General features: G+C 66.5%; 24 protein-coding genes. 14 read left to right on the forward strand and 10 right to left on the reverse strand.

Annotation, left to right across the window (positions count from 1 at the left end):
• Positions 1-349 precede the first annotated feature (349 nt).
• Both IP83_RS01190 and IP83_RS01195 read left to right on the forward strand, forming a co-directional pair.
• Positions 350-1,954 carry a phosphoenolpyruvate carboxykinase gene (locus tag IP83_RS01190; protein WP_054120373.1) on the forward strand — a complete coding sequence of 535 codons (1,605 nt, stop codon included), beginning with the start codon at positions 350-352 and terminating at the stop codon, positions 1,952-1,954.
• Positions 1,955-2,035: 81 nt separating this feature from the next.
• Positions 2,036-2,485 (forward strand): hypothetical protein, encoded by a 450-nt coding sequence (locus IP83_RS01195; RefSeq protein ID WP_231624855.1) that lies wholly within the window; start codon positions 2,036-2,038, stop codon positions 2,483-2,485.
• Here the strand turns inward: IP83_RS01195 and IP83_RS01200 are convergent.
• The 4 genes from IP83_RS01200 to IP83_RS01215 all read right to left on the reverse strand — a co-directional run bounded on the left by IP83_RS01200 (position 2,482) and on the right by IP83_RS01215 (position 6,718).
• Complete coding sequence (locus tag IP83_RS01200; RefSeq protein WP_231624856.1) at positions 2,482-4,470, reverse strand: NAD(P)/FAD-dependent oxidoreductase; 1,989 nt, start codon at positions 4,468-4,470, stop codon at positions 2,482-2,484. The genes IP83_RS01195 and IP83_RS01200 overlap by 4 nt on opposite strands.
• A 55-nt stretch (positions 4,471-4,525) precedes the next feature.
• On the reverse strand, positions 4,526-5,119 hold the full coding sequence (locus tag IP83_RS01205; protein WP_054120403.1) for a J domain-containing protein: 594 nt from the start codon (positions 5,117-5,119) through the stop codon (positions 4,526-4,528).
• Positions 5,120-5,184: 65 nt separating this feature from the next.
• Positions 5,185-5,475, reverse strand: a complete 291-nt coding sequence (locus IP83_RS01210; protein ID WP_054120375.1) for a DUF2282 domain-containing protein — start codon at positions 5,473-5,475, stop codon at positions 5,185-5,187.
• A gap of 19 nt (positions 5,476-5,494) precedes the next feature.
• Positions 5,495-6,718, reverse strand: a complete 1,224-nt coding sequence (locus IP83_RS01215) for a porin (RefSeq protein ID WP_082364398.1) — start codon at positions 6,716-6,718, stop codon at positions 5,495-5,497.
• A 120-nt stretch (positions 6,719-6,838) separates the two neighbouring features.
• On the opposite strand from IP83_RS01215, the gene IP83_RS01220 reads away from it, so the two are divergent.
• The 5 genes from IP83_RS01220 to IP83_RS01240 are packed head-to-tail and all read left to right on the forward strand — an operon-like array spanning position 6,839 to position 10,217.
• Complete coding sequence (locus IP83_RS01220) at positions 6,839-7,111, forward strand: BolA family transcriptional regulator (RefSeq protein ID WP_054120377.1); 273 nt, start codon at positions 6,839-6,841, stop codon at positions 7,109-7,111.
• Positions 7,104-7,556 (forward strand): NUDIX hydrolase, encoded by a 453-nt coding sequence (locus tag IP83_RS01225; protein ID WP_231624857.1) that lies wholly within the window; start codon positions 7,104-7,106, stop codon positions 7,554-7,556. The genes IP83_RS01220 and IP83_RS01225 overlap by 8 nt, the downstream gene beginning before the upstream one ends.
• Positions 7,553-8,455 carry a pirin family protein gene (locus tag IP83_RS01230; RefSeq protein WP_054120379.1) on the forward strand — a complete coding sequence of 301 codons (903 nt, stop codon included), beginning with the start codon at positions 7,553-7,555 and terminating at the stop codon, positions 8,453-8,455. Before IP83_RS01225 ends, IP83_RS01230 begins: the two co-directional genes overlap by 4 nt.
• 23 nt (positions 8,456-8,478) lie before the next feature.
• Positions 8,479-9,330, forward strand: a complete 852-nt coding sequence (locus IP83_RS01235) for an SDR family NAD(P)-dependent oxidoreductase (protein ID WP_054120380.1) — start codon at positions 8,479-8,481, stop codon at positions 9,328-9,330.
• Positions 9,327-10,217 (forward strand): alpha/beta fold hydrolase, encoded by an 891-nt coding sequence (locus tag IP83_RS01240; RefSeq protein ID WP_054120381.1) that lies wholly within the window; start codon positions 9,327-9,329, stop codon positions 10,215-10,217. The genes IP83_RS01235 and IP83_RS01240 overlap by 4 nt, the downstream gene beginning before the upstream one ends.
• Positions 10,218-10,336: 119 nt before the next feature.
• On the opposite strand, the gene IP83_RS01245 is transcribed toward IP83_RS01240, so the two are convergent.
• The 3 genes from IP83_RS01245 to IP83_RS01255 form a co-directional block, all read right to left on the reverse strand.
• A complete protein-coding gene (locus tag IP83_RS01245; RefSeq protein ID WP_054120382.1) occupies positions 10,337-10,828 on the reverse strand; it encodes a GNAT family N-acetyltransferase in 492 nt (163 codons plus the stop codon).
• Positions 10,828-11,499: an HD domain-containing protein gene (locus IP83_RS01250; protein WP_054120383.1), complete on the reverse strand. Its 672-nt coding sequence runs from the start codon at positions 11,497-11,499 to the stop codon at positions 10,828-10,830. The genes IP83_RS01245 and IP83_RS01250 overlap by 1 nt, the downstream gene beginning before the upstream one ends.
• A 75-nt stretch (positions 11,500-11,574) precedes the next feature.
• Complete coding sequence (locus tag IP83_RS01255) at positions 11,575-12,615, reverse strand: DUF2332 domain-containing protein (RefSeq protein ID WP_231624858.1); 1,041 nt, start codon at positions 12,613-12,615, stop codon at positions 11,575-11,577.
• 54 nt (positions 12,616-12,669) lie between these two features.
• On the opposite strand from IP83_RS01255, the gene hisG reads away from it, so the two are divergent.
• Genes hisG through nusB form a run of 3 tightly spaced genes read left to right on the forward strand, consistent with a single transcriptional unit; the run spans position 12,670 to position 15,094 of the window.
• Entirely contained in the window at positions 12,670-13,341 is a 672-nt protein-coding gene (gene hisG, locus IP83_RS01260) for an ATP phosphoribosyltransferase (RefSeq protein ID WP_054120385.1), read from the forward strand.
• Positions 13,341-14,627: a histidinol dehydrogenase gene (gene hisD, locus IP83_RS01265; RefSeq protein WP_054120386.1), complete on the forward strand. Its 1,287-nt coding sequence runs from the start codon at positions 13,341-13,343 to the stop codon at positions 14,625-14,627. Before hisG ends, hisD begins: the two co-directional genes overlap by 1 nt.
• Positions 14,624-15,094 carry a transcription antitermination factor NusB gene (gene nusB, locus IP83_RS01270; RefSeq protein WP_054120387.1) on the forward strand — a complete coding sequence of 157 codons (471 nt, stop codon included), beginning with the start codon at positions 14,624-14,626 and terminating at the stop codon, positions 15,092-15,094. The genes hisD and nusB overlap by 4 nt, the downstream gene beginning before the upstream one ends.
• Positions 15,095-15,229: 135 nt before the next feature.
• On the opposite strand, the gene fghA is transcribed toward nusB, so the two are convergent.
• The 3 genes from fghA to IP83_RS01285 form a co-directional block, all read right to left on the reverse strand.
• A complete protein-coding gene (gene fghA, locus IP83_RS01275) occupies positions 15,230-16,078 on the reverse strand; it encodes an S-formylglutathione hydrolase (RefSeq protein WP_054120388.1) in 849 nt (282 codons plus the stop codon).
• Positions 16,079-16,095: 17 nt separating this feature from the next.
• Positions 16,096-16,470 carry a VOC family protein gene (locus IP83_RS01280; protein ID WP_054120389.1) on the reverse strand — a complete coding sequence of 125 codons (375 nt, stop codon included), beginning with the start codon at positions 16,468-16,470 and terminating at the stop codon, positions 16,096-16,098.
• A gap of 116 nt (positions 16,471-16,586) precedes the next feature.
• Entirely contained in the window at positions 16,587-17,240 is a 654-nt protein-coding gene (locus IP83_RS01285) for a TetR/AcrR family transcriptional regulator (RefSeq protein ID WP_054120390.1), read from the reverse strand.
• Positions 17,241-17,342: 102 nt separating this feature from the next.
• On the opposite strand from IP83_RS01285, the gene IP83_RS01290 reads away from it, so the two are divergent.
• The 4 genes from IP83_RS01290 to IP83_RS01305 form a co-directional block, all read left to right on the forward strand.
• Positions 17,343-18,749: an efflux transporter outer membrane subunit gene (locus tag IP83_RS01290; RefSeq protein ID WP_231624859.1), complete on the forward strand. Its 1,407-nt coding sequence runs from the start codon at positions 17,343-17,345 to the stop codon at positions 18,747-18,749.
• 14 nt (positions 18,750-18,763) lie between these two features.
• The gene (locus IP83_RS01295; RefSeq protein ID WP_054120391.1) at positions 18,764-19,927 is read left to right on the forward strand and encodes an HlyD family efflux transporter periplasmic adaptor subunit; all 1,164 of its coding nucleotides are present in this window, start codon (positions 18,764-18,766) and stop codon (positions 19,925-19,927) included.
• Between the two features lie 58 nt (positions 19,928-19,985).
• Entirely contained in the window at positions 19,986-21,440 is a 1,455-nt protein-coding gene (locus IP83_RS01300) for a DHA2 family efflux MFS transporter permease subunit (protein ID WP_054120405.1), read from the forward strand.
• A gap of 323 nt (positions 21,441-21,763) precedes the next feature.
• Positions 21,764-22,040, forward strand: a 277-nt coding sequence (locus tag IP83_RS01305) for a hypothetical protein (protein WP_197274238.1), incomplete at its 3' end; no start/stop codon positions are given.

The raw sequence follows: 22,040 nt of genomic DNA on the forward strand, positions 1-22,040 counted from the left end.
CGAGGCTTCGGACAGGGCGGCGTTTCCGGTCTTGCTGGCAGCGGATGAAGACTGCCGGGATTACCGGTTCGCCGCGCGACTGGCAACCGGGCCGGCAATCCGCTCCGGATCGGTGCAGTTGTACGAGATGCAACTTGCTGCGCAAAAAACTTGGTTGCCCCTACGGCATTTGACGCAGCATGGCGGGGTGGCTAAGGGCCAGAGCGGACTCAGCGCATTCGTATGCAATGATGCTGCGGATTCGCCGGCGAACGAGAGCTTTCTGGGTGTGATTGCAACGCGGGGCCATGCCTCGCCCGGAGCCCCAACCAGCCCGGGCACCAGGCAAACCTGCCATGGGAGACCGACTGTGTCTGATACCACATTGAACGTGACCCTCGCGCAGCAGGGCCTTCCCGAACCGGCGCAGATCTTCGCCAACCTCGGCACCGCGCCGCTGGTGGAGCATGCGATCCGCAATGGCGAAGGCGTGCTCTCGGCAGACGGTCCGTTCGTCGTCGCCACCGGCAAGCACACCGGCCGCAGCGCGAAGGACAAGTTCTTCGTCCGCGATGCCGAGACCGAGAACACGATCTGGTGGGGCAAGACCAATGTCAGCATGACGCCAGCTCAGTTCGCCGCCCTAAAGGCCGATTTCCTCAGCGCGCTCGGCGGGCTCGACAAGGCCTATGTGGCGGACCTGTTCGGCGGTTCGCAGCCGGAATATCGCGTCTCGGTGCGCGTGATCACCCAGTACGCCTGGCATTCGCAGTTCATCCGCACGCTGCTGGTGCGCCCGACGGCGGAAGAGCTCGCGAGCTTCGCGCCCGAATACACCATCATCGACTTGCCCAGCTTCCGCGCCGATCCGGAGCGCCATGGCTGCCGCACCGAGACGGTGATCGCGGTCAACTTCACCGAGAAGCTGATCCTGATCGGCGGCACGGCCTATGCGGGCGAGATGAAGAAGTCGGTCTTCGGCATCCTCAACTACCTGCTGCCGGTGCAGGGCGTGATGCCGATGCACTGCTCGGCCAATATCGGTGCAGACGGCACCACGGCGGTGTTCTTCGGGCTTTCGGGCACAGGCAAGACGACGCTGTCGGCCGATGCGAGCCGCACGCTGATCGGCGATGACGAGCATGGCTGGTCGGACACGGCGGTCTTCAATTTCGAAGGCGGCTGCTATGCCAAGATGATTCGTCTTTCGGCCGAGGCCGAACCGGAAATCTTCGCGACGACCAAGCGCTTCGGCACGATCCTCGAGAACGTGGTGATCGATCCCGAGACGAGGCTGATCGACCTCGACGATGCCTCGCTTGCCGAAAACAGCCGCGGTTCGTACCCGATCGATTTCATCCCGAACACGAGCGAGAAGAACCTCGGGCCGGTTCCGGCGAACATCATCTTCCTGACGGCGGATGCCTATGGCGTGCTGCCCCCGATCGCGCGGCTGACGCCCGATCAGGCGATGTACCACTTCCTTTCGGGCTACACCGCGCGCGTGGCGGGCACCGAAATCGGCGTGACCGAGCCTGAAGCCACTTTCTCCACCTGCTTCGGCGCCCCCTTCATGCCGCGCCACCCTTCGGTCTACGGCAACCTCCTCAAGGAGCGCATTGCCAAGGGCGGGGTGAAGTGCTGGCTGGTCAACACCGGCTGGTCGGGCGGCCTCGCCACGATGCCGGGGATCAAGCGCATGCCGATCAAGGCGACTCGCGCACTGCTCAACGCGGCGCTCGACGGCAGCCTCAACAGCGCCGAGTTCCGCATCGATCCCAACTTCGGTTTTGAAGTGCCTGTTGCCGTGCCGGGTGTGGACACTGCCCTGCTCGATCCGCGCGGCGCCTGGGCTGACGGCGAAGCCTATGACCGCACCGCCAAGGAACTGGTGCGCAAGTTCATCGACAACTTCGCGCAGTTTGCCGACCATGTCGACGAAAGCGTGCGTAACGCGGCGCCGATCGCGGCATAAGCCAAGAAGACGACAATCCTTGTCTGGCGTGAGGCCTCGCCCTGTGCGAGGCCTCTTTTTTTGCGCCTTCAAGGAATTGCCATGACTGCCCACCCGATCCGCCTCTTTGCCGATGATGCAGCGGTGCGCCATGTGGGCCAAGGGTTGCTGGCGCGGACGCTGCCCAAGGCGGAATGGACGCACGAGGCGCATCTGGCTGCGTGCATCTGGCTGCTGCGCGAGAAGCCGGATTTCGTGCCGGAGCGCGACATGCCCGGCACGATCAGCACCTACAACCTCTCGGTCGGCACCCAGAACACCGACAGCGGCGGCTACCACGAGACGCTGACGCAGCTCTACATCAAGGGCGTGCGGGCCTTTGCGGAAACCTTGCCGGATGGGACCGGGCTGGCGGAGGCCGTGAACGCGCTGCTGGAAAGCGAGATCGGCGATCGCAACTGGCCGCTGTGCTTCTATTCGAAGGAACGGCTGTTCAGCGTGGAAGCGCGGCGTGGCTGGGTAGAGCCGGATCTCGCCGCGCTCCAGGATTAGGCCGTCCGCCGCGGTACAAACGGATAGGTCCGCCGCTCGATCACTTCCTGCACCGCGCGGTGGGCTTCCTGAATCGCGGCGTCGGTGTGGGGGCTGGCGGCGGCGTCGCTGTTGGCGATGCTGACGAGGCCGAACGGCTGGCGGCCGATCACGCAGGGGCGGCTGGGGCTCTCGCTGTAGACCCATTCCACCGGATCGTAGATCGAATTGTAGGTATAGGCATAGCCGTGACCCCAGCGGTTGACGGTGATCCCGGCGATATCCCGTGCGGCGTCAAATCCGGCGCCGCCCAGCATGCGCTGCAGCTGGCGGCGGGTTTCGCGCTCGAAGGTCTCAAAGCTCATCGCAAGCAGTTCGGCGCGGCCCGTCCGGTGCTGGTCGCGGCGCGGGAGACCCGGCTTGTTCATGTATTTGACGAGGTGGAGCACGATCGGCTCGTCGGGCGACTGCGGGTGCTTGAGATCGCCGAGGCTGGCCGCTTCGGTGAGGCCGACTTCCTGGTGGAACATCGTCGGGCAATGGAAATTGGCCGCGCCGAGCTTCACGAAGGGCCGCCAGTTGGTGACCGCGACGCTGGTGTAGACCATCGGGCCCTTCACGCCATAAGCGAGCGCTTCCTTCTGCGCGGCGGGCAGTTCGGGCATCAGGTAGGGGATCGCCATGTTCCAGCAGGCCATGATCACCGCCTTGCCGCGCACTTCGACGAGCTTTCCCTGCTTGGCATAGTGCACCGCGACTTCGCCCGCGCTGGCAGGATCGCCTTTGTGCGCCACGTTGAGGACGACGCTCGAGAGCCGGATGCGGGTGGGGGCGCCGGGACGGTCGAGCGCGGCGTAGTCGATGACCGCCGTTCCCATGTCTTCCTGCGTGCGGCCAGCCGTGGCTTCGGGAACCAGCTTGGAGACCAGCAGGCGCGCCAAGGTGGCATTGCCATCGGGGAAGTGGATCGACTTGTCGCCTTCGCGCTGCCGGCCATGCTGGCCGCCGGGAAGGTCGGCAAAGAGATCGGCGGGCACATCGCCAAGGTTCATGCCGGAAAAGCCGGGATAGCCCTGCACCCAGCCGAACAGCGCGGGCACGGCATCGCCGCCGACGCAGAAGCTGGCCATGCCGATCATCTGGAACAGCCAGTAGACCTGCGGATCGACGCCGACTTTCTCGGTGAGGAACTCCTTGTAGGAATGGCGCGCCAGCCAATCCTTCTTCGCCGCCTGATCGAGGCCGGGGAGATAATCGGGCTGCTCCTTGGCGAAGAGCCGCGCGAGATCGGCGCGAGCCTTGGGCGTGAGCGGGGCCTTTTCCAGCTTCGCGGGCTCGATCGCGCCGCCGCGCCAGCCGCCGCCCATCGCGAGCACGGTGTCCTTGCCGCCGAAGGTCTCGGCGTCGAAGACCATGCCGTGGCCCATGCCGAGCGACTTGTAGAGCGTGGCATTCGCGGTGTTGTCGCGCTCGAACCGGGCAATGTCGACGCCGATATCATCGAGCAGCACGCGCGACCATTTGTCGTAGCGCGAGGGGCTCTCGATGTTGAGCGTGCCGCCGTTGCACAAAAGCAGCTTGCCGTTCACGCGGAATTCGTTGCGCTTGGCATGGCCGCCGAAATCGTCGTGGTTGTCGAGCACCAGCACTTTGGCACCGGGACCCACGCGCTTGTGGAAGAAGTGCGCGGCGGAGAGGCCGGAAAGCCCGCCGCCGACGACGATCAGGTCATAAGTCTCGCCGCTGTCTTCCGCGTCCGCCAGCTTGAGCGTTCCATCGCGCAGCATGTGCGCTGCCTCGAACGTGCCGGCGTGCGAGCCGCGCATACCTTGCTTGGCGGGGGGATAGGGGTTGGGATCGACTTCCGGGGTGACGACGGCCCTGGGGCGAGCGGCCTGCGCCGCCGATGGCATGCCGGCGGCGAGCGCGGCAGAAGCGACACCATTGACAAAATCGCGCCGGGTGATCGCCCGGTCCATTCCCAGTTGCCGGTCTTCGTCGCGCATGCGTCCCCCCTATCCGATGGCGCAGCTTTGCGCCGGACGGGGGGCTTGTCCAGCCTCAGACGTTGAAGGCGGGAGTCGCGCGCAGCAGGTTGTAGGCGTCGATCACCGCCTGCAGGCGGCCTTCGTAGGCACGGTCGCCGCCGTTGCGATCGGGGTGGAAGCGGCGGACGAGCTGCGAATAGCGCGCACGCAGCGCCTTGCGATCGGCATCGAAGCCGAGGCCCATCGTCTCATAGGCCTTGCGCTCTTCCGGTCCGATGCCGCGCCGGGCGGCTTCCTGCCGGTGCAGCGCATCCTCGCGGCGAGCCTTGGCGCGCTGGGAAATGGCATCGAGCGGATCGTTAAAGTCGTTCCAGCGCGGGGCCTGATCGATCCCGGCAGTGGGGCGGAAGGTGCGCGTTTCCGTGGCCCATCCGGCAAGCGGAGATTGTGCGGCCATGATTTCCTCGGGCGTCATCCCGGCGAAGAAATCGTAGCCTGCATTGAAGGCGCGCACATGTTCGAGGCACATCCAGCGGTAATCGCCCGGCCCGTCGAAGCCGGGCGCGCGGACGCCGGGCGCGCGGAATTCGCCGGCCTCGTTGCACCCCGGAACGGCACAGAGTTGCCCGGTGCCCTGCACGCGGCCATGGAAGCGATCATGTCTCATGAGCTGCCCCACATGGGCAATCATGGCCCAAGATGGAAGCCGTGCTATCGGGAAAATTCGCGCGCTCAGCCCTTTTCGGGCGGCGACAGCTCTCCCCCGACAAGCTTCTTGCACACGCCGGCGGGCACATAGACCCACGCGTTGGGCTCGTTGTCCTTCTTTGCGGTGCCGCCGCAGCTGTGGACCGGGCTGAAGCAATCGTTCATGCCCGCCTTCACCACGCCGTAGCACTTTTCGAACTTGTAGCTGGGCTTGGGCACATTGACTTGCGCGCTCGCCTCGGCGGCGACGAAGGCGGCGGCAAGCGCTGCGGCGGCGACGGCCATGCGGACGGGAATCTTCGGCGTATCGGTCATCGGTCTGGCTCCTTGGCTGCTAGAAAAAGGAAAACTGCGCGCCGGCAAGGATAACGAGGCCCTGCTGGACCGGCTCCGGCTGGGGCGCATTTGTGGCGAGGCGGAAGTGGTAGCCGGCCACGAAGACGCGCGCTTCGGTGTAGCGGCCCGCCCCCAGCAGATCGTGATTGCGATCAATCTGCAGCGAAGCGCCGCCCTCGATCACATCGAGCGTATCGTCCCCCGGCACACCATCGCGGCGCGCGGCGCGGGCGTGCTGGACATAGCCGCCCACGGTCCACGGACCCGAGACCCGGTCGAGGCTGGCGATGACGCCGTAGGGTCGCGCGCCGCCGGTTGGAGCCCGCGAATCGATTCCAGCGCTGAGGCCGAACGCCCAGGTGTCGTGCAGCGTGCCGGAGACCCCGCCGCTCACCGAACCGAGACCGCGCCATCGTCCATCGACGCCGAGCTCGCGCACATGTGACCACGTGGCGGCGAGGGTGAGATCGAGATCGGCGCTGCGGTGATTCCACACGGCGGCGGCCTGCAAGAGATCCTTGCGGCGTGGCTGCGCTGGAAGTGGCAGCGCGGCCTGTCCGCCCTGCCCAAGCAATGCGCCGGGGCGCTGGCGGACCGTCGGCGCATAGGAAACGGCGCCGTAGAAGCCGCTGCGCGTGCGCGGGGTGACCCAGATCGCCTTGGCGGAACGATCCGCATAGAAGCGCGCGGCATAGCCCAGTGTGCTGAGGGCATTGACGCGCGCGGCCAGCGGACCGGGCAACGCACGCGTTGGCAGGCGGCCATCGGGATCGAGCCGGGTGCCGCCAACGGGGCCGAACGGGGCCGAGACCAGCGCGATTTCGGACGGGGTGAAGCCGACGAGGCTCTGCGGGAACCCGGCACGCTCGCCCACTTCGATGCGGCCAAAGGTGCCCGAGGCGAATACGCTCCATTCGGGGATGGCAGCGCGCCAGGACGAGGTCTGGCGGCCGGTCGCGGCGGTGAGGTTGATCACCCCGCGCGCGCCGAGCAGCGTGCCGCCCTTGGTGCGCCGGAGCGGGCTGACTTCGAGCTCGGTCTCGGAAAGCACGCGGCCTTCTCCGGCGGACGGCCCGTCGGTGGCGGCGGCGATGGCCGCAGTCTGGAACCCGCTCAAGGCGACGGCGAAGTGGCCGGGTCCGGGCAAGGACTGCGCGGCAACCGGCGCAGCGGGCAAGCCCAGCAGCGCCGCGACCGGCAACAGAACCTGCAATACCCTCATTCCAATGCGCTCCCGCCCACAGCACTGAAGTTATGTTCGGAATGGATAGTTTCTCGGTTACAACGCGGATCGACGCTCGGGCGCCCTTCCCCTCGTTCACCGATCGGTTAAGATACACGCATGACCGGACCCATCGCCCAGGAAATCACCGCGCTGCTCACCGCAGCGTTTGCCCCCGAACACCTCGCCGTGATCAACGACAGCGCTCACCACAGTGGCCACATGGGCGATGATGGCACGGGCGAATCGCACTTCACCGTGGAGATCACCAGTGCCCGGTTTGCCGGTGTCTCACGCGTGATGCGCCAGCGGATGGTCAATCAGGCGCTGGGGGATATTCCGGGGCAGCGTGTCCATGCGCTGGCGATCAAGGCGCGTGCGCCCGGTGAGTAATTCGCCTCGCCGCATTCGCCGTGCGGCGCGCATCTTGCTGATCGACGAGCACGAACGCCTGCTGCTGATCCGCTTTGCCCCGCCGAGCCGCCGCGCGTTCTGGTGCGGCGTGGGCGGCGAATGCGATCCGGATGAGGATTTCCACGCGGCGGCGGTGCGCGAGGTGTTCGAGGAGACCGGCCTGCAGGTGGAAAACTGCGGGCCGGAGATCGCGCAGCGGATGGACGATTTCATCACGCTTGAGGGCGAGCCGGTCACCTCCGACGAGCGCTTTTTCCGCGTGCGCACGACGAGCTTCACGCCCGATTGCGCGGGCCACACCGACCTCGAACGAGCACTGATCAAGGAATTCCGCTGGTTCAGCGCCGCCGAACTGGCAGAGTGGCACGAGCCGGTGTTTCCGGTGAACATCCTCGAACTGCTCGAGACGGAGGTATCGCGATGATCGAACCCGTGATGCAGACCTTGACCCCGGTGACCCACGATCTCGGCGCATTTCAGGTTCGGCGCGTGCTGCCCTCGCGTGAGCGGACGATGGTCGGGCCGTTCATCTTCGTCGACCAGTTCGGCCCGGCGGTGCTCCCCACCGGGACCGCAATGGACGTGCGGCCGCATCCGCATATCAATCTTGCGACCGTCACCTTGCTGTTCGGCGGGAAGTACGCCGGTGCGATCGACCACCGCGACAGCCTGGGCACGTTCGCGACGATCCGGCCCGGGCAAGTCAACCTGATGACGGCGGGGCGCGGCATCGTCCATTCGGAGCGGAGCCCGGCGGAAGAGCGAGCCGGCGGACCCGCGCTCTATGGCATGCAGACGTGGCTTGCCCTGCCAGACGGGCGCGAGGATATCGAACCGGCGTTCGAGCAGCAGGCGGACCTGCCGCTGATCGAGGACGGCTGCACCACCGCGCGGGTGATCATGGGCACACTGTGGGGCAAGACCGCCGCCACGACCCAGCACAGCCAGACGATCTATGCCGAAATCCTCTTCGCGCCCGGCGGCGCAATCCCCGTCGATCCCAGCGCCGACGAGCGCGCGGTGATGCTGGTGGGCGGCGAGGCGAGCGTGGATGGCGTGCCGCTGGAGCTCTACGCGCTGGCGGTGCTGGCACCGTGCGTGACGTTGAAACTCTCATCGGAAAGCGGCGGGCGGGTGATGCTGCTCGGCGGCGAGGCTTTCTCTACGCCGCGCCACGTCTGGTGGAACTTCGTCAGCTCCAGCCGGGACCGGATCACGCAGGCCAAGCACGATTGGGACGAAGGGCGCTTTCCCAAGGTGCCGGGAGACGAGGAGGAATTCATCCCCCTGCCCAAGGTGCCGAACACGCGGGCCAATCTTTAGAAAGACAACGGGAGAGGACAGACATGGCATTTGCCGGAGAGGTGGCATGGATCACCGGGGCATCATCGGGAATCGGCGCGGCCATGGCGCGCGGGCTGGCGGCAGAGGGTGCGCATGTGATCCTCTCGGGCCGCAATGCGGAAGCGCTGGCGGAAGTTGCGGCGGACTGCGCAAAGGGCAACGCCACGGCGCTTGTCCTGCCGTTCGAGGCGACCGACCACCCGGCAGGGCTTGCCGCGGCGGAGCAGGCCTGGGCCTGGGCGGCGGAGCGCAGCGGCGGGATCGATTTGCTGTTCAACAATGCCGGCATCTCGCAGCGCAGCCTCGCCGTGAACACCGATTACGCGGTCTATGAAAAGATCATCGCGGTCGATCTGCTGGCTCCCATCGCGCTGACGCAAGCGCTGATCGGGCGCATGGTGGCGCGGGGGAAGGGCCGTATCGCCATGGTCTCCAGCGTGGCGGGCAAAGTCGGCGTGCCGATGCGCACGGCCTATAGTGCGGCCAAGTTCGGCCTGATCGGGTATGCCGACGCGCTGCGGACTGAAGTTTCTGGCGAGGGGCTACAGGTCCACGTCATCGCGCCGGGTTCGGTGCGCACCAACGTCTCGCGCAATGCGCTCAATGCCGATGGCAGCCGCCGCGGGGTGAGCGACAAGGCGATCGACGGGGGCATGGACCCGCAAGTGGCGGTCGCGCAGATGCTGGCTGAGATGGCCGCCGGCAAGCGCGAGATCATCGTCGCGACGGGCTTCGAGCAGATGATCGGCGAAGCCTGCCGCACGCCCGAGGAAATCTTCGACCGCATGGCCGCGCTGGTCGCGAACGGCTATGCCAACAAGCTGGAAGTCCCGGCGGTGGAGAGCGCACAATGAGCATGGACCTCACCCGCATCACGCTGGCAAACGGCATCGAGCTTGACGTGGTGGATACGGGCCCGCGCGATGCGCCGGCGCTGATGTTCCTCCATGGCTTTCCCGAATCGCACCGCACATGGCGGCACCAGATCGCGCATCTTTCGGGCCGCTTCCGCTGCATCGCGCCGGATCAGCGCGGCTATCGCGGATCGTCCAAGCCGGACGGGGTGGAAAACTACACGCCGGACAAGCTGATCGGCGATATTTTCCTGCTCGCCGATGCGCTGGGCGTCGGGCAGTTCACGGTGCTGGGACATGATTGGGGCGGCGCGATTGCCTGGGGCGTGGCGTTGATGGGGCAAGGCACGCGGGTGACGCGCGCGGTGGTCGCCAATGCGCCGCATCCGGGGATCTTCCAGAAGCTGCTCTACCTTGATCCTGTCCAGCGCGGCGCGAGCCAGTATATGCGGGCGTTTCGCGACACCGCGAACGATGCCCTGGTGCGAGAGCACGGGCTGGGCGCGCTGCTGGCGAAGGCGCTCAACTGGGACCGTGCGCCGGTGATGGAAGAGGTCGAGCGCGAGGCGCTGCTGAAGGACTGGTCGAACGGCGACAGCGCGATTGCCATGCTCAACTGGTACCGCGCCAGCCCGATGGACGTGCCTACGATGGACGCCCCCTTTGCGCTGCCGGAGGGCTATGCTCCGCCGCCGCTGCCGCCGCTCGGCATCCCGACGCTGGTGATCTGGGCGATGGACGACATGGCACTGCCGCCTGCAAACCTTGACGGGCTGGACGCGATGATCCCGAACCTCACGCTGGTGCAGGTGCCCGATTGCGGCCACTTCGTGCCGTGGGAAGCTCCGGACAAGGTCAACGCCGCGTTGGATGCGTTTCTGGGGTAGCAGCCACAATACCACCTCGTCATTGCGAGCGAAGCGAAGCAATCCAGAGCGGGTGTGCCCAGCGGCCCTGGATTGCTTCGTCGCTGCGCTCCTCGCAATGACGAAGCCGGCGTGAATGGCTAGGCCAGTTCCAGCCGGTAGAAGTGCGTGTCGACCGGCATGCGCGGGAAGCCATCCGGCAAGTCTTCCGGCGCGATCTCGAAGAAGCCGTTCTTCGCATAGAACCGCCGCGCGGCGTGCAGTCGTTCGATCGTGCCGAGCGTGATCCCGGTGATCCCTACGGTGCGGGCATGATCGATCAGCATGTCGAGCAGCCGCGCCGCCACCCCATGCCCCTGCCCGCGCGCTTCGGCGGCGACGAACATCTTGCGCAGCGCGCCCTCGCCATTTCCGAACCCGATCAGGCCAATGGTGCCGACAATGCGGCCCTCCATCTCCGCAACCCAGAACCCGCCGGTGCCGGACTGGTAGACGTCCGCCACCGCGCGCAAGTCCGGCTGATCCTCGGCGGTAACCGGCACGGCAAACTCGCCCTGCTGGATCGCGAGGATATGGGCAATGACGGCGTCTTCGTCGGCCTTGGCGTAGGGGCGGTAGTGGACCTGATGCATCAGAGCGTCTTGAACGCTTCCGTCTCCGCCGACAACGTCTCGAGCCACTTTGCCAGCAGATCGCGCTTCGCGGGCATCAGCGCCTTGCCGGCGGGCGAGAGGACGCGGGCGGGCACATCCTTGAGGTTTGCCTGCAGCATCGGGATGACCGCAGGGCCATCGGGCTGCGCGCCGTTGGGGTCCGCCAGCGCCATGATCCGCGCCGCGCCGATCGCGCCGAGCCAATCGAGCGCATCGGCATCGTGGAGGTAAAGCGATTCGGGGACGGTCGGTGTGCGGTAGTACATGTGCTCGCGGATCGCGGCCTGCACCTTGGGCAGCTTGCTCATGGGGAAGCCGGTGGGCGCGAGGATTTCGCCGACAAGGTCCGCCGCTACGTCCGAGTGGTCGAGGTCCGGCTTCTCGTAGGGTTTGAAGGCGGCAATGTCGTGGAGATAGGCAGCGGCAAAGAGCACGTCGTCGTCCAGCGCGACCTTGTCGGTGGCGGCCATGGCTTTGGCGAGTGCGTAGTCGCGGTCCGAATGCGAGGTGCCCCAGGCGGGGTGCTTGCAGTGTTCGATGTTGAAGGCTCGGACCTTGGTGCGCCAATCGAGCGGCGGAGAATCGGCCAGGGCCGTGGCGGGGACAGCGACTAGCGCGAGGACGGCAAGCATCAGTTTCATCGGGCGCATGGGCAGGGCTTCCTAGGCAGGTTTACCGAGAGGCTAGCATGGGAGGCAGCCGCCGCAATTGGTTGGTGCGGCCAATCACGCCTTGCCGTGCCACGCGACCCACGCACCGTGGGCATGGGCTTCGCCGAGCAAAGCAGGCTCGCTGCCGCCGGGCCAATGGCGCACGGTGAGTTCGTGCCGGAAGGTTTCGCGGTTGGTCTCCAGCATGATCCACGCGAGGCGCTGGCCTGCCTCCCCTGCCCCAGTTATCGCCATGGTGATCCGCGCACGGGTTTCAGGCGGCAGATATTGCCAGACAATCGAGTGGTAGAAGACGCGGGTGGTGCCTTCCTCGAGCGGTGCGGCGAGGCGATGGTCCACCCAGTCGCCAGCATCCATCTGCGTGAGATGCGGGGGGTGTTCGCCTGCAAGGTGGATCGCGGCGTCGATCCGGGCCAGCCGTTCGGTCACTTCGGCCCAGACGTAGCTTTTCAGCCGAAGCGCCTGCGCGGGATCGGCGAGATTGACCGGCGCGCGGTCGCAGCCCTGGATCGACGTGATCTCCACAGGGGCGGACAGCGGTGGAGGCCCGCGCCATTCAGGCTTGATCTGCATCGGCGAATCCTGCGGGCCGACCTGGGTGCCGCCGAGGTTGTAGTGATAGCGGTCCATCATCGTGTTGACGCCCGCGCTGGCGCCAAGTTCGTTCATCTCGAAGCGCGGCCCGACGCGGGGGGACAGCCACAGCAGCGCGGCCATGATCGAGGCGGAGCGGCCCGCTTCGTTGGTCTGCGGCGGGCCATCGAGCCAGGGCAGCAGCGCGGTGTCGTATCGGTGCGTGAGTTCGAGGATCAGCGCGTCGACGGCGTCCTGATCGGTCAGCTCGCCGCGATAGACCTCGCCAAGCCGCACATCCGTGCCGGAGAGGACCAGATGATGGAAGCCGCCGGCCAGCCGCAGCGGCAGTGCGTCTTCGAGCGGCTTGCCGGGCCAGGTGGCAAGTCGGCGGCCGGTTTCGGTGTCGCTTTCCAAAAGGGCGAGCTGCGCGCGCACCACCCTTGCAGTGCAGGGCGCGCCGTTCTTGGCGGCATGATCGGCCTGCCAGCGGATCGCCTCAGCGACATCGCTCCAATCCATGACCCGTTCCATACGGTTGCCCTTTCCGGCCCTTTGCCATAGGGGCCATGCGCCATGACTGCGCCAACACCCATCGTTTTCGCCCTGCCCAAGGGCCGCATCCTCGACGAGGCGCTGCCGCTGCTGGCCGATGCCGGTGTCGTGCCCGAGGCGGACTTCTTCGACAAGGCCTCGCGCAAGCTGAGCTTTGCCACGAGCCGCGACGACATGACGATCATCCGCGTCCGCGCCTTCGATGTCGCGACGTTCGTGGCGCATGGCGCGGCGCAGGCGGGGATCGTCGGTTCGGATGTGATCGACGAATTCGACTACGCCGACCTTTATGCGCCGGTCGATCTCGATATCGGGCACTGCCGCCTCTCGGTGGCGGAGCCTGCGGACGCTGTCGCCAGCGGGGCCACGGCGCGGGAAAGCCATGCGCGGGTTGCTACCAAATATCCCAGCCTTACCCGCCGCCACTTCGAGAAGCTGGGCGTCGCCGCGGAAGTTGTAAAGCTGAACGGCGCGATGGAACTGGCTCCCTCGCTGGGCCTTGCCAGCCGGATCGTCGACCTCGTGTCCTCTGGCCGCACGCTGAAGGACAACGGCCTTGTCGAGACGAGCCGGATCATGCCGGTCTCGGCGCGCCTGATCGTCAACCGCGCCGCGCTGAAGACCGATCCGGTGCGCATGGGCGCGCTGATCGATCGCTTCCGCGAACTCGTTGCCCGGCGGAAGGCGGCCTGATGCAGCGCCTTCACACCCGGGACGCGGGCTTTGCCGAAGCCTTTGCCGCCGTCGTCAGTGACCGGCGCGAGAGCGATGCCGATGTCGCGCGCGATGTGACCGCGATCCTCGCCGATGTGCGGGCGCGGGGTGACGAGGCCCTGGCCGACTATACCAAGCGGTTCGACGGCCACGACCTTGGCGAGGACTGGCGCATTCCCGCCGAGACCTGCCGCGAGGCGTTCGACGCGCTCGATCCCGCCTTGCGCGCCGCGCTCGAACTCGCGGCGGAACGCATCCGGGCTTACCACGAAGCGCAGCTGCCAGAGGACCGCGACTACACCGATGCCTCCGGCGTGCGGCTCGGCGCGAAGTGGCACGGCGTCGATGGCGCGGGGCTCTATGTCCCGGGCGGTCGCGCGGCTTATCCGTCTTCGCTGCTGATGAACGCCATTCCGGCCAAGGTCGCGGGTGTGGGCCGACTGGTGGTGACCACCCCGACGCCCAAGGGACAGGTCAATCCGCTGGTGCTGGCCGCTGCGCACCTCGTGGGTGTCGATGAAGTGTGGCGCGTCGGCGGGGCGCAGGCGATTGCGGCGCTGGCCTATGGCACGAAGCGCATTGCGCCGGTCGATGTGATCACCGGTCCGGGCAACGCCTGGGTCGCCGAGGCCAAGCGCCAGCTTTACGGCGTGGTCGGCATCGACATGGTGGCAGGGCCTTCCGAAATCCTCGTGATTGCGGATGGGCAGAACGACCCGCAGTGGATTGCCGCCGACCTGCTCAGCCAGGCCGAGCATGACCCTGCCGCGCAGTCGATCCTGATCACTGACGATGCGGCCTTTGCCGATGCGGTGACGGCTGCGGTCGAGGCCGAGATCGCACTGCTGCCGACCGCCGCTGTCGCCCGCGCCAGCTGGGATGCGCATGGCGTGATCGTGGTGGTCGATTCGCTGGCAGAGGCTCCCGCGCTGGCCAATGCGCTGGCCGCCGAGCACGTCGAGATCGCGACCCATGATCCCGAGGCGCTGTTTGCGGGCATCCGCCACGCGGGCTCGGTCTTCCTCGGCCGTCACACCCCCGAAGCCATCGGCGATTATGTCGCGGGGCCGAACCATGTGCTGCCCACCGGGCGGCGCGCGCGGTTTGCCTCCGGGCTGTCGGTGCTCGATTTCATGAAGCGCACCAGCTTCCTCAGCGTCAGCGAAGCATCGCTCGGCGCGGTGGGACCGGCTGCCGTGGCGCTGGCCGAAGCGGAAGGCCTTGCCGCCCATGCCCGCTCCATCGAACTGAGGCTTGGAATATGACGCGCACCGCCGGTAGCAACAAACAAGGGCGCCTGACCGCCCGCTCCGCCGCGCGGCTTGCCGCCGTGCAGGCGCTCTACCAGCTCGAGATGGAGCAGCCGCAGCTGCACTTGCTGCTCGACGAATTTCACATGCACCGGCTCGGCGCGGAGATCGAGGACGAGCAGTACCACGAGGCGGACGTCGCTTTCTTCGACGACGTTGTGCGCGGCGTGGCGGCGCGGCGAGAGGAGATCGACAGCGTGCTGACGGGGCGACTGGCGGAGGGCTGGTCGATTTCTCGGCTTGACCGCACGATGCTGCAGATCCTGCGCGCGGGTGCCTATGAACTGCTAGCGCGCCCGGACATCGGCGTCGGCACGGTGATCGGCGAGTATCTCGACGTCGCCCACGCGTTTTTCGATGCGCGCGAGACGAAGTTCGTCAACGGGCTGCTCGATGCCGTGGCGAAGGACGTGCGGAAGTAGGCGAAAGCCGCGTCTTCAACGCAAACCCAAACAAACTCCGCTCACCCTGAGCCTGTCGAAGGGTGCCGACACGACGGTCGCGCCGGCATGCTTCGAAAAGCTCAGCATGAGCGGAGTAGGGGGCGATCCCGGTGGTTACAGCCGCGCGGCGTGCCAGCGCAGGTGGTCGTCCATGAAGGTCGAGATGAAGTTGTAGCTGTGGTCGTAGCCTTCCTGCAGGCGCAGGGTGAGGTTGACCCCCGCTGCCTTGCAGGCCGCCTCGAAGAGTTCGGGGCGCAGTTGCTCGACAAGGAAGCCGTCGGCCGCACCCTGATCGACGAGAATGTCACCCGCCGGGCGCTTGCCGTCCTCGATCAGCGCCACCGCATCATGCGCGCGCCACACGGCACGGTCCTGGCCGAGATAGCCGCCGAGCGCCTTGTGGCCCCACGGCACCTGTCCGGGCGCGACGATGGGCGCGAAGGCGGAGAGCGACTTGAACTTGTCCGGGAAAGTCAGGCCGATCGTGAGCGCGCCGTGGCCGCCCATCGAATGGCCGGTGATGCCCATGCGCGCCGGATCGATCGGGAAGTTGTCAGCGATCAGCGCGGGCAGTTCCTGCGTGATATAGTCCCACATGCGGTAATGCGCCGCGAAGGGCTCCTCGGTGGCGTTGACGTAGAAGCCGGCGCCGAGGCCGAAATCGTAGGCACCTTCCGCATCGTCCGCCACGCCCTCGCCGCGCGGGCTGGTATCGGGGGCGACGAAGATCAGGCCAAGCTCGGCGCACAGGCGGCGGTATTCGCCCTTGTCCGTCACATTGGCGTGGGTGCAGGTCAGGCCGGAAAGGTAGAAAAGCACGGGGAGCTTGGCCCCGACTTCTGCCGCCTGCGGGGGCAGGAAGACCGAAAAGGTCATTCCCGTCCCCGTCGCGGTGGACTGGTGCTTGTAGACGCCCAGCGTGCCGCCGTGCGCTTTGCTGGTCGAAACGGTCTCGAGCGTCATGTCAGTCCCGTACTGTCTCAGTTGCCGATCACGTGGAGCGCGCAGAGCTTGTTGCCGTCCGGATCGCGCAGATAGGCGAGGTAGAACGGCGTGCCTTCACGCGGCCCCGGCGGATCTTCACAAGCCGAGCCGCCATGGGCGAGACCGGCGGCGTACCAGGCATCGGCCTGCTCGGGGGTCATCGCGAAACCGATCGTGCCGCCATTGGCGCAGCAGGCCGGCTCGCCATTGATCGGCTTGGTCATGATGAAGTTGCTGCCGTTGTGGACATAGACCAGACGGCCCTTGGGATCGACGAACCCCGGCTTGCCGCCGAAGGCCGCGAACACGGCGTCGTAGAAGGTCTTCGAGCGCTCGATATCGTTGCTGCCGAGCATCACGTGCGAGAACATGGCCTCTCCTTTTTGTAGTCAGCCTGGGACCGGTTCCGGGTGGAGCCGATGCGGGTCGGGGTGTGCCCGTGCGCGGGGCGTGCGGTCAAGGGGCGATGGAAGGGTCGCTGCCGATTTCAGCCGGGACGGTCGCGCCGCGCAATGCCGCGCACGAAAATGCCGACGGCGTGGTTCACCTGCCGCTCGATTTCGGCTTCGGACGGCGGCGGAACAAGCCCGCTGGAAACGCGCAAGTGGATATCGCCGCGCACCATGGCGAAGAATTGTTCGGCGGCAAGGCGCGGGTCCGGGCAATCGATCTGCCCTTCGTGGTGAAACCGTTCCAGCGCCGGTGTCAGCAGTGCATAGGCGGCATCCGGCCCATAAGCGAAGAACGTCCGCGCCACTTCCGGAAAACGCTGGCCTTCGCCATGGACAGTACGATGGATGTCAAGCGCGTCGGGCTGGCACAGCCTCGTGAGGAAGATCATTCCAAATGCGCGGAGCAGCGTCTCAGGATCGGTCGATCGGTCAGCGAGTTCCTCGAACGGGCCGATCACCGCCTGCGACTTGCGCTGCATGACGGCCTGGAACAGTTCCTCCTTCGAGGTGAAGTATTTGTAGAGCGTCGCCTTGGAACCGCCCAGGCGCGCGGCGATTGTCGACATCGAGGTGATGCCGTAGCCCTCAAGGGCAAACGCCTCCGCCGCCACGGCGAGGATGTTTTCCCGCCGTTCGTCAGGGCTTTGCCGCCCCAGCCTCCCCCTGGCCAGTGTGTCGCTAGTGACCATTCCGTACACTTATTCACTTGACTTGGCCGCTGCAAGCGCCCATTGCGTTAGTGACCGAACCGTACTGTCATTATGGTGTCATTGATGCGTTTCCCCTTACCGATGAAACGGGCGGCATTTCTGCTCGGCGCGGCTGCGCTGCTGGCGGGGTGTGCCACCATGCCCGATCTCGGCGCACGCCCATCCCTGCGCGATGCGGGGACGCTCGGCGTCGTCCAGAGCGAACCGACGGGCCAGTGGCCCGGGGACGGCTGGTGGAAGGACTATGGCGACGCTCAGCTTTCCGCGCTGATCGAGGAAGGCCTTGCCGGTTCGCCGACGCTGGCGGTGGCCGATGCCCGGGCGCGCAAGGCGGCGGGCTATGCCACCGGAGCCGGGGCCGGACTGCTCCCTTCGCTTTCGGCAAACGGGCAAGTCACCGAGGTCAAGCAGAGCTACAACAACGGCTTTCCGCGGCAATTCGTGCCCAAGGGATTCAACGACAGCGGGCGTTTCACGCTCGATCTCAATTACGAGCTCGATTTCTTCGGCAAGAACCGCGCCGCACTGCGGGCCGCCACCTCGGAGCGCGAAGCGGCGCTGATCGAGGCGCGAGCGGCGCGGCTGGCGCTGGCGACCTCGATTGCCGCCGCCTACGCCGATCTGGCTCGACTGGCCGCCCAACGCGAGGTGGACGTGGCTGCGGTAAAGCAGCGCGAGGAAGTCGCCGCGCTCGTCGCCCGCCGGGTGGTGAGCGGGCTCGACACGCGCGGTGAGCAGCGCCAGGCCGATGCCGCGGTGCCGCTGGCGCGTGGAGACCTTGCCGCCACGGACGAAGCCATCGAACTGACGCGCAACCGTCTGGCCGCGCTGATCGGTGCCGGACCTGAGCGCGGCGCGAAGATCGCCCTGCCCGCGCCGCGCGCGCTGCCGGTGCCGGGCCTGCCGACCAATCTCGCGCTCGATCTCGTTGGCAGACGAGCCGACATCGCCGCCGCACGGCTGCGGGCAGAGGCTGCAAGTTCGCGGATCACCGTGGCGCGCGCCGGATTCTATCCCAACGTCAACCTGATGGGATTCATCGGCCTGCAATCGCTGGGGCTCGGCAACCTGACCGCCAATGGCTCGGAGATCGGGGAGGCCGGCGCGGCCGTCAGCCTGCCGATCTTCTCGGGCGGGCGGATCGAGGGGAACTACCGCACCGCGCGAGCCGATTATGACGAAGCGGTCGCCCAGTATGACCAGACGCTGGTCCGCGCGCTCAACGAAGTCGCCGATGCAGCCGCTTCGCAACGCGCGCTGGCAACCCGGCAGGCCGAGGCGCACGCAGCGCTGGCCGCGTCGGAGGAAGCCTACGCCATCGCACGGCGGCGCTACGAAGGCGGGCTTTCGCCGTACCTCTCGGTTTTGACGGCGCAGGATGCGCTGCTCCGCAACCGCCAGCTTGTCGCCGCGCTCGATGCGCGTGCGCTGACCCTCAATGTCGAGCTGATCCGCGCGCTGGGCGGCGGCTTCAGCACCAAAGCATGACGAAAGAGCACCCGATGGCCGACCGCGATCCCCAGATCTTGCTGGAAGATACCCAGACGATGGCATCCGCTCCTCCCGCCAGTGACGCCGCTGCAAAGCGCAAGCGTGGCTTTGCGATCTTGGGCGGCGCCGTACTCGCTGCGGCCGTCGTCTACGGCGGCTATGAAGTGCTTTTCGGTGGACGCTACGTCGAAACCGACAATGCCTACGTCGCCGCCGAGATCGCGCCGGTTACCGCACTTTCAGGCGGGACCGTGATCCGCGTCGCGGCGGTCGACACGATGGCGGTGAAGAAGGGCGATGTGCTGATCGAGCTTGATCCGGCGGACGCGAGGATTGCCGTGGCCGAGGCGGAGGCCGCCGTGGCGCAGGCGCTGCGGCGGGTGAACCAGACGGTCGAGACCGGCACCGCGCTCGCTGCGCAAGTGCAGGCGACCGATGCCGATATCAAGCGCAAGCAGGCGCTGGTCGGTGTCGCAGCGGCAAACCTTGCCCGCGCCAGGCTGGACTTGACCCGGCGCGAGGCGCTGGTTTCGGGCGGCGCGGTTTCGGGCGAAGAGCTTTCGAGCGCGCGCAACGCATTTGCGGCGGCGCAGGGCCAGTTGACGGTGGCCGAGGCAGACCTCGCGCAGGCGCGGGCCTCGCGCGGGTCGGCGGAAGGGCAGTCTAATGCCAACGCCGCTTTGGTCGGCGACACCGCGCCGGCGGAGAACCCCGACGTGCTCGCGGCCAAGGCGCGGCTGGACCGGGCCAAGCTCGATCTGGCGCGCACGGTGATCCGCGCGCCGGTCGACGGCATTGTGACCCAGCGCAACGTGCAGGCGGGCCAGCGGGTCGCCTCGGGCACGGTGCTGCTGACGGTGGTGCCGCTGGGCGAGGCCCATGTCGATGCGAACTACAAGGAAGGCCAGCTGCGCCGCGTGGCACCGGGCCAGCCGGTGGAACTGACATCCGATCTCTATGGCTCCAGCGTGGTCTATCACGGCCGTGTGGTGGGCTTTTCGGGCAGCACCGGATCGGCGCAGGCGCTGATTCCGGCGCAGAACGCAACCGGCAACTGGATCAAGGTGGTGCAGCGCCTGCCTGTGCGCGTCGCGCTCGATCCCAGGGAGCTCAAGGCGCACCCGCTGCGCGTCGGCCTTTCGATGACCGCGACGATCGACACCGGGGCGAAGTGACGTGACCGCGGGCACTGAAACGCCGCGGCTGAAGGGCTGGCCGCTGTTGCTGGCGGCGATGAGCCTCGCGCTTGCGAATTTCGTGGTGGTGCTCGATATCACGATCGCCAACGTCTCGGTGCCGCATATCGCGGGGAGCCTTGCTGTCTCGCCGACGCAAGGGACCTGGGCGATCACGTCCTACTCGGTGGCGGAGGCGATCTGCGTACCGCTGTCCGGCTGGCTCGCCGCGCGGTTCGGGGCGGTGCGGGTGTTCCTGGCCGCAATCACCGGCTTTGCCCTGTTCTCGCTGCTCTGCGGGCTTTCGCGCAGCCTCGAGGCGCTGATCATCTTCCGCGTGTTCCAGGGCCTGAGCGGCGGGCCGATCATGCCGATGTCGCAGACCCTGATGACGCGCATCTTCCCGCCGGAGAAGGTGGGCATGGCGCTGGGCCTGTGGAGCATGACGGTGGTCGTCGCGCCGATCCTCGGCCCCATCTTCGGCGGCACCATCTCCGATGACTGGAGCTGGCACTGGATCTTCTTCATCAACCTCCCGGTGAGCGCCTTCTGCCTGTTCTTTGCAGTGCGCTACCTGCTGCGTTTCGAGACGCCGACAGTGCGGCGGCCTATCGACTACATCGGCCTCGCGCTGCTGGTGGTCTGGGTCGGCGCGCTGCAGATCATGCTCGACGAAGGACGCAATTCCGACTGGTTCGCCAGCACCTTCATTTGCACGCTGGCCGTCATCGCGGTGATCGGCTTTGCGGCGTTCCTGATCTGGGAGCTGACCGAAGCCAATCCTGTGGTCGACCTCTCGGTGTTCCGCCAGCGCGGCTATACGGCCGCGGTGGCGGCGCAGAGCATCGCCTATTGCGGGTTCTTCTCGGCTATCGTGGTCGTTCCGCTCTTCCTCCAGACCAATCTTGGCTACACAGCAACCTACGCCGGCTATGCAACCGCCTTTGTCGGCGTGCTGGCGGTGATCATGTCGCCCGTAGCGGCCGGGATGATGGCCCGGTTCGACGTGCGCAAGCTGATCACGTTCGGCGTGGTGTGGCTCGGGGTGGTCTCGCTGCTGCGGACGGGATGGGTGAGCCAGATGGACTTCTTCACCATCTCGCTCCCACAGTTCCTGCAGGGGCTTGGCATGCCATTCTTCTTTATCGGGACCACGTCGCTGGCGCTGGGATCGGTGCGACCGGACCAGACCGCATCAGCGGCGGGCCTGCAGAACTTCGTCCGGACGCTGGCCGGAGCCTTTGCCACCTCGCTCGCGACGACGATGTGGGAGCGTGAGGCCAAGATAGCGCACGAGGATCTTGCTGGTCTGGTCCGCCCTCTGCCGCAAGGTATGGGATTTACCGCCGACCAGGGACGGATGGCACTGGAGCGAATCGTGCAAACGGAAAGCGTAACTCTTGCCACCAATGCGATTTTCTGGGGCTGCACGGTACTGTTCGCAGTTGCAGCGATCCTCGTCTGGCTGGCACCGCGGCCGCGTGGCGGAATCGATCTCGGCGCCGCGCATTGACATCCAAGGGTGTTGAACCTGAATGATTTTTTCTGCCGACCGAAACAACTGCGCATTGTACCTCAATCCGGCATGCCAGCCCGGCGAAATGGTCGCATAACAGCAACCAAGCATGTTTCTCTCCAATATGAACATAAAATTCCGTTTTAATCTAGGAACTTGCCGCGAATGCGAGGCAGATCTCCATTCCCGCTTTGCGCACGCAAACGAAACATGATAGGTATTTTTCCTGAGGGTCCACTGTGTGGGCTGGGGTCCAATAAAAACATTCGCTGATTTTCCTTCGCCGCTCGCGAGGCGCCGCTTTTTTGTGGAGTAGAAAGATGGCTAACCCCCCTGCAGGCTTCATTGCCAGGGCGATGTGCGCAGTTGCCGCAGCATCGTTGATTGCCGCCCCTGTGCTGGTTTTCGCCGATGCCGGCGCTCCGTCCAAGCACAAGGTGCACAAGAAGTCGTACAAGAAGAAAGGTGTTGCTCGTAAGGGCAAGCACAAGCGCAAGCGTTCGGCGCGGTATCTGCCCAAGACGCAGACCGTGACGACCACGACGACGACGCCGGCACCGCCGCCGCCGCCGCCGCCTCCCCCGCCGCCTCCCCCGC

The sequence above is a fragment of the Novosphingobium sp. AAP93 genome (assembly GCF_001296055.1).
Lineage (GTDB): Bacteria > Pseudomonadota > Alphaproteobacteria > Sphingomonadales > Sphingomonadaceae > Novosphingobium.

Excerpts from the sequence above, each read along its gene's own strand:
- IP83_RS01195 (WP_231624855.1), top strand. The coding sequence starts at position 2,036 with ATGACTGCCCACCCGATCCGCCTCTTTGCCGATGATGCAGCGGTGCGC.
- IP83_RS01200 (WP_231624856.1), bottom strand. The coding sequence starts at position 4,470 with ATGCGCGACGAAGACCGGCAACTGGGAATGGACCGGGCGATCACCCGG.
- IP83_RS01205 (WP_054120403.1), bottom strand. The coding sequence starts at position 5,119 with ATGAGACATGATCGCTTCCATGGCCGCGTGCAGGGCACCGGGCAACTC.
- IP83_RS01210 (WP_054120375.1), bottom strand. The coding sequence starts at position 5,475 with ATGACCGATACGCCGAAGATTCCCGTCCGCATGGCCGTCGCCGCCGCA.
- IP83_RS01215 (WP_082364398.1), bottom strand. The coding sequence starts at position 6,718 with ATGAGGGTATTGCAGGTTCTGTTGCCGGTCGCGGCGCTGCTGGGCTTG.
- IP83_RS01220 (WP_054120377.1), top strand. The coding sequence starts at position 6,839 with ATGACCGGACCCATCGCCCAGGAAATCACCGCGCTGCTCACCGCAGCG.
- IP83_RS01230 (WP_054120379.1), top strand. The coding sequence starts at position 7,553 with ATGATCGAACCCGTGATGCAGACCTTGACCCCGGTGACCCACGATCTC.
- IP83_RS01235 (WP_054120380.1), top strand. The coding sequence starts at position 8,479 with ATGGCATTTGCCGGAGAGGTGGCATGGATCACCGGGGCATCATCGGGA.
- IP83_RS01240 (WP_054120381.1), top strand. The coding sequence starts at position 9,327 with ATGAGCATGGACCTCACCCGCATCACGCTGGCAAACGGCATCGAGCTT.
- IP83_RS01245 (WP_054120382.1), bottom strand. The coding sequence starts at position 10,828 with ATGCATCAGGTCCACTACCGCCCCTACGCCAAGGCCGACGAAGACGCC.
- IP83_RS01250 (WP_054120383.1), bottom strand. The coding sequence starts at position 11,499 with ATGCGCCCGATGAAACTGATGCTTGCCGTCCTCGCGCTAGTCGCTGTC.
- IP83_RS01255 (WP_231624858.1), bottom strand. The coding sequence starts at position 12,615 with ATGGATTGGAGCGATGTCGCTGAGGCGATCCGCTGGCAGGCCGATCAT.
- hisG (WP_054120385.1), top strand. The coding sequence starts at position 12,670 with ATGACTGCGCCAACACCCATCGTTTTCGCCCTGCCCAAGGGCCGCATC.
- hisD (WP_054120386.1), top strand. The coding sequence starts at position 13,341 with ATGCAGCGCCTTCACACCCGGGACGCGGGCTTTGCCGAAGCCTTTGCC.
- nusB (WP_054120387.1), top strand. The coding sequence starts at position 14,624 with ATGACGCGCACCGCCGGTAGCAACAAACAAGGGCGCCTGACCGCCCGC.
- fghA (WP_054120388.1), bottom strand. The coding sequence starts at position 16,078 with ATGACGCTCGAGACCGTTTCGACCAGCAAAGCGCACGGCGGCACGCTG.
- IP83_RS01280 (WP_054120389.1), bottom strand. The coding sequence starts at position 16,470 with ATGTTCTCGCACGTGATGCTCGGCAGCAACGATATCGAGCGCTCGAAG.
- IP83_RS01285 (WP_054120390.1), bottom strand. The coding sequence starts at position 17,240 with ATGGTCACTAGCGACACACTGGCCAGGGGGAGGCTGGGGCGGCAAAGC.
- IP83_RS01290 (WP_231624859.1), top strand. The coding sequence starts at position 17,343 with ATGAAACGGGCGGCATTTCTGCTCGGCGCGGCTGCGCTGCTGGCGGGG.
- IP83_RS01295 (WP_054120391.1), top strand. The coding sequence starts at position 18,764 with ATGGCCGACCGCGATCCCCAGATCTTGCTGGAAGATACCCAGACGATG.
- IP83_RS01300 (WP_054120405.1), top strand. The coding sequence starts at position 19,986 with ATGAGCCTCGCGCTTGCGAATTTCGTGGTGGTGCTCGATATCACGATC.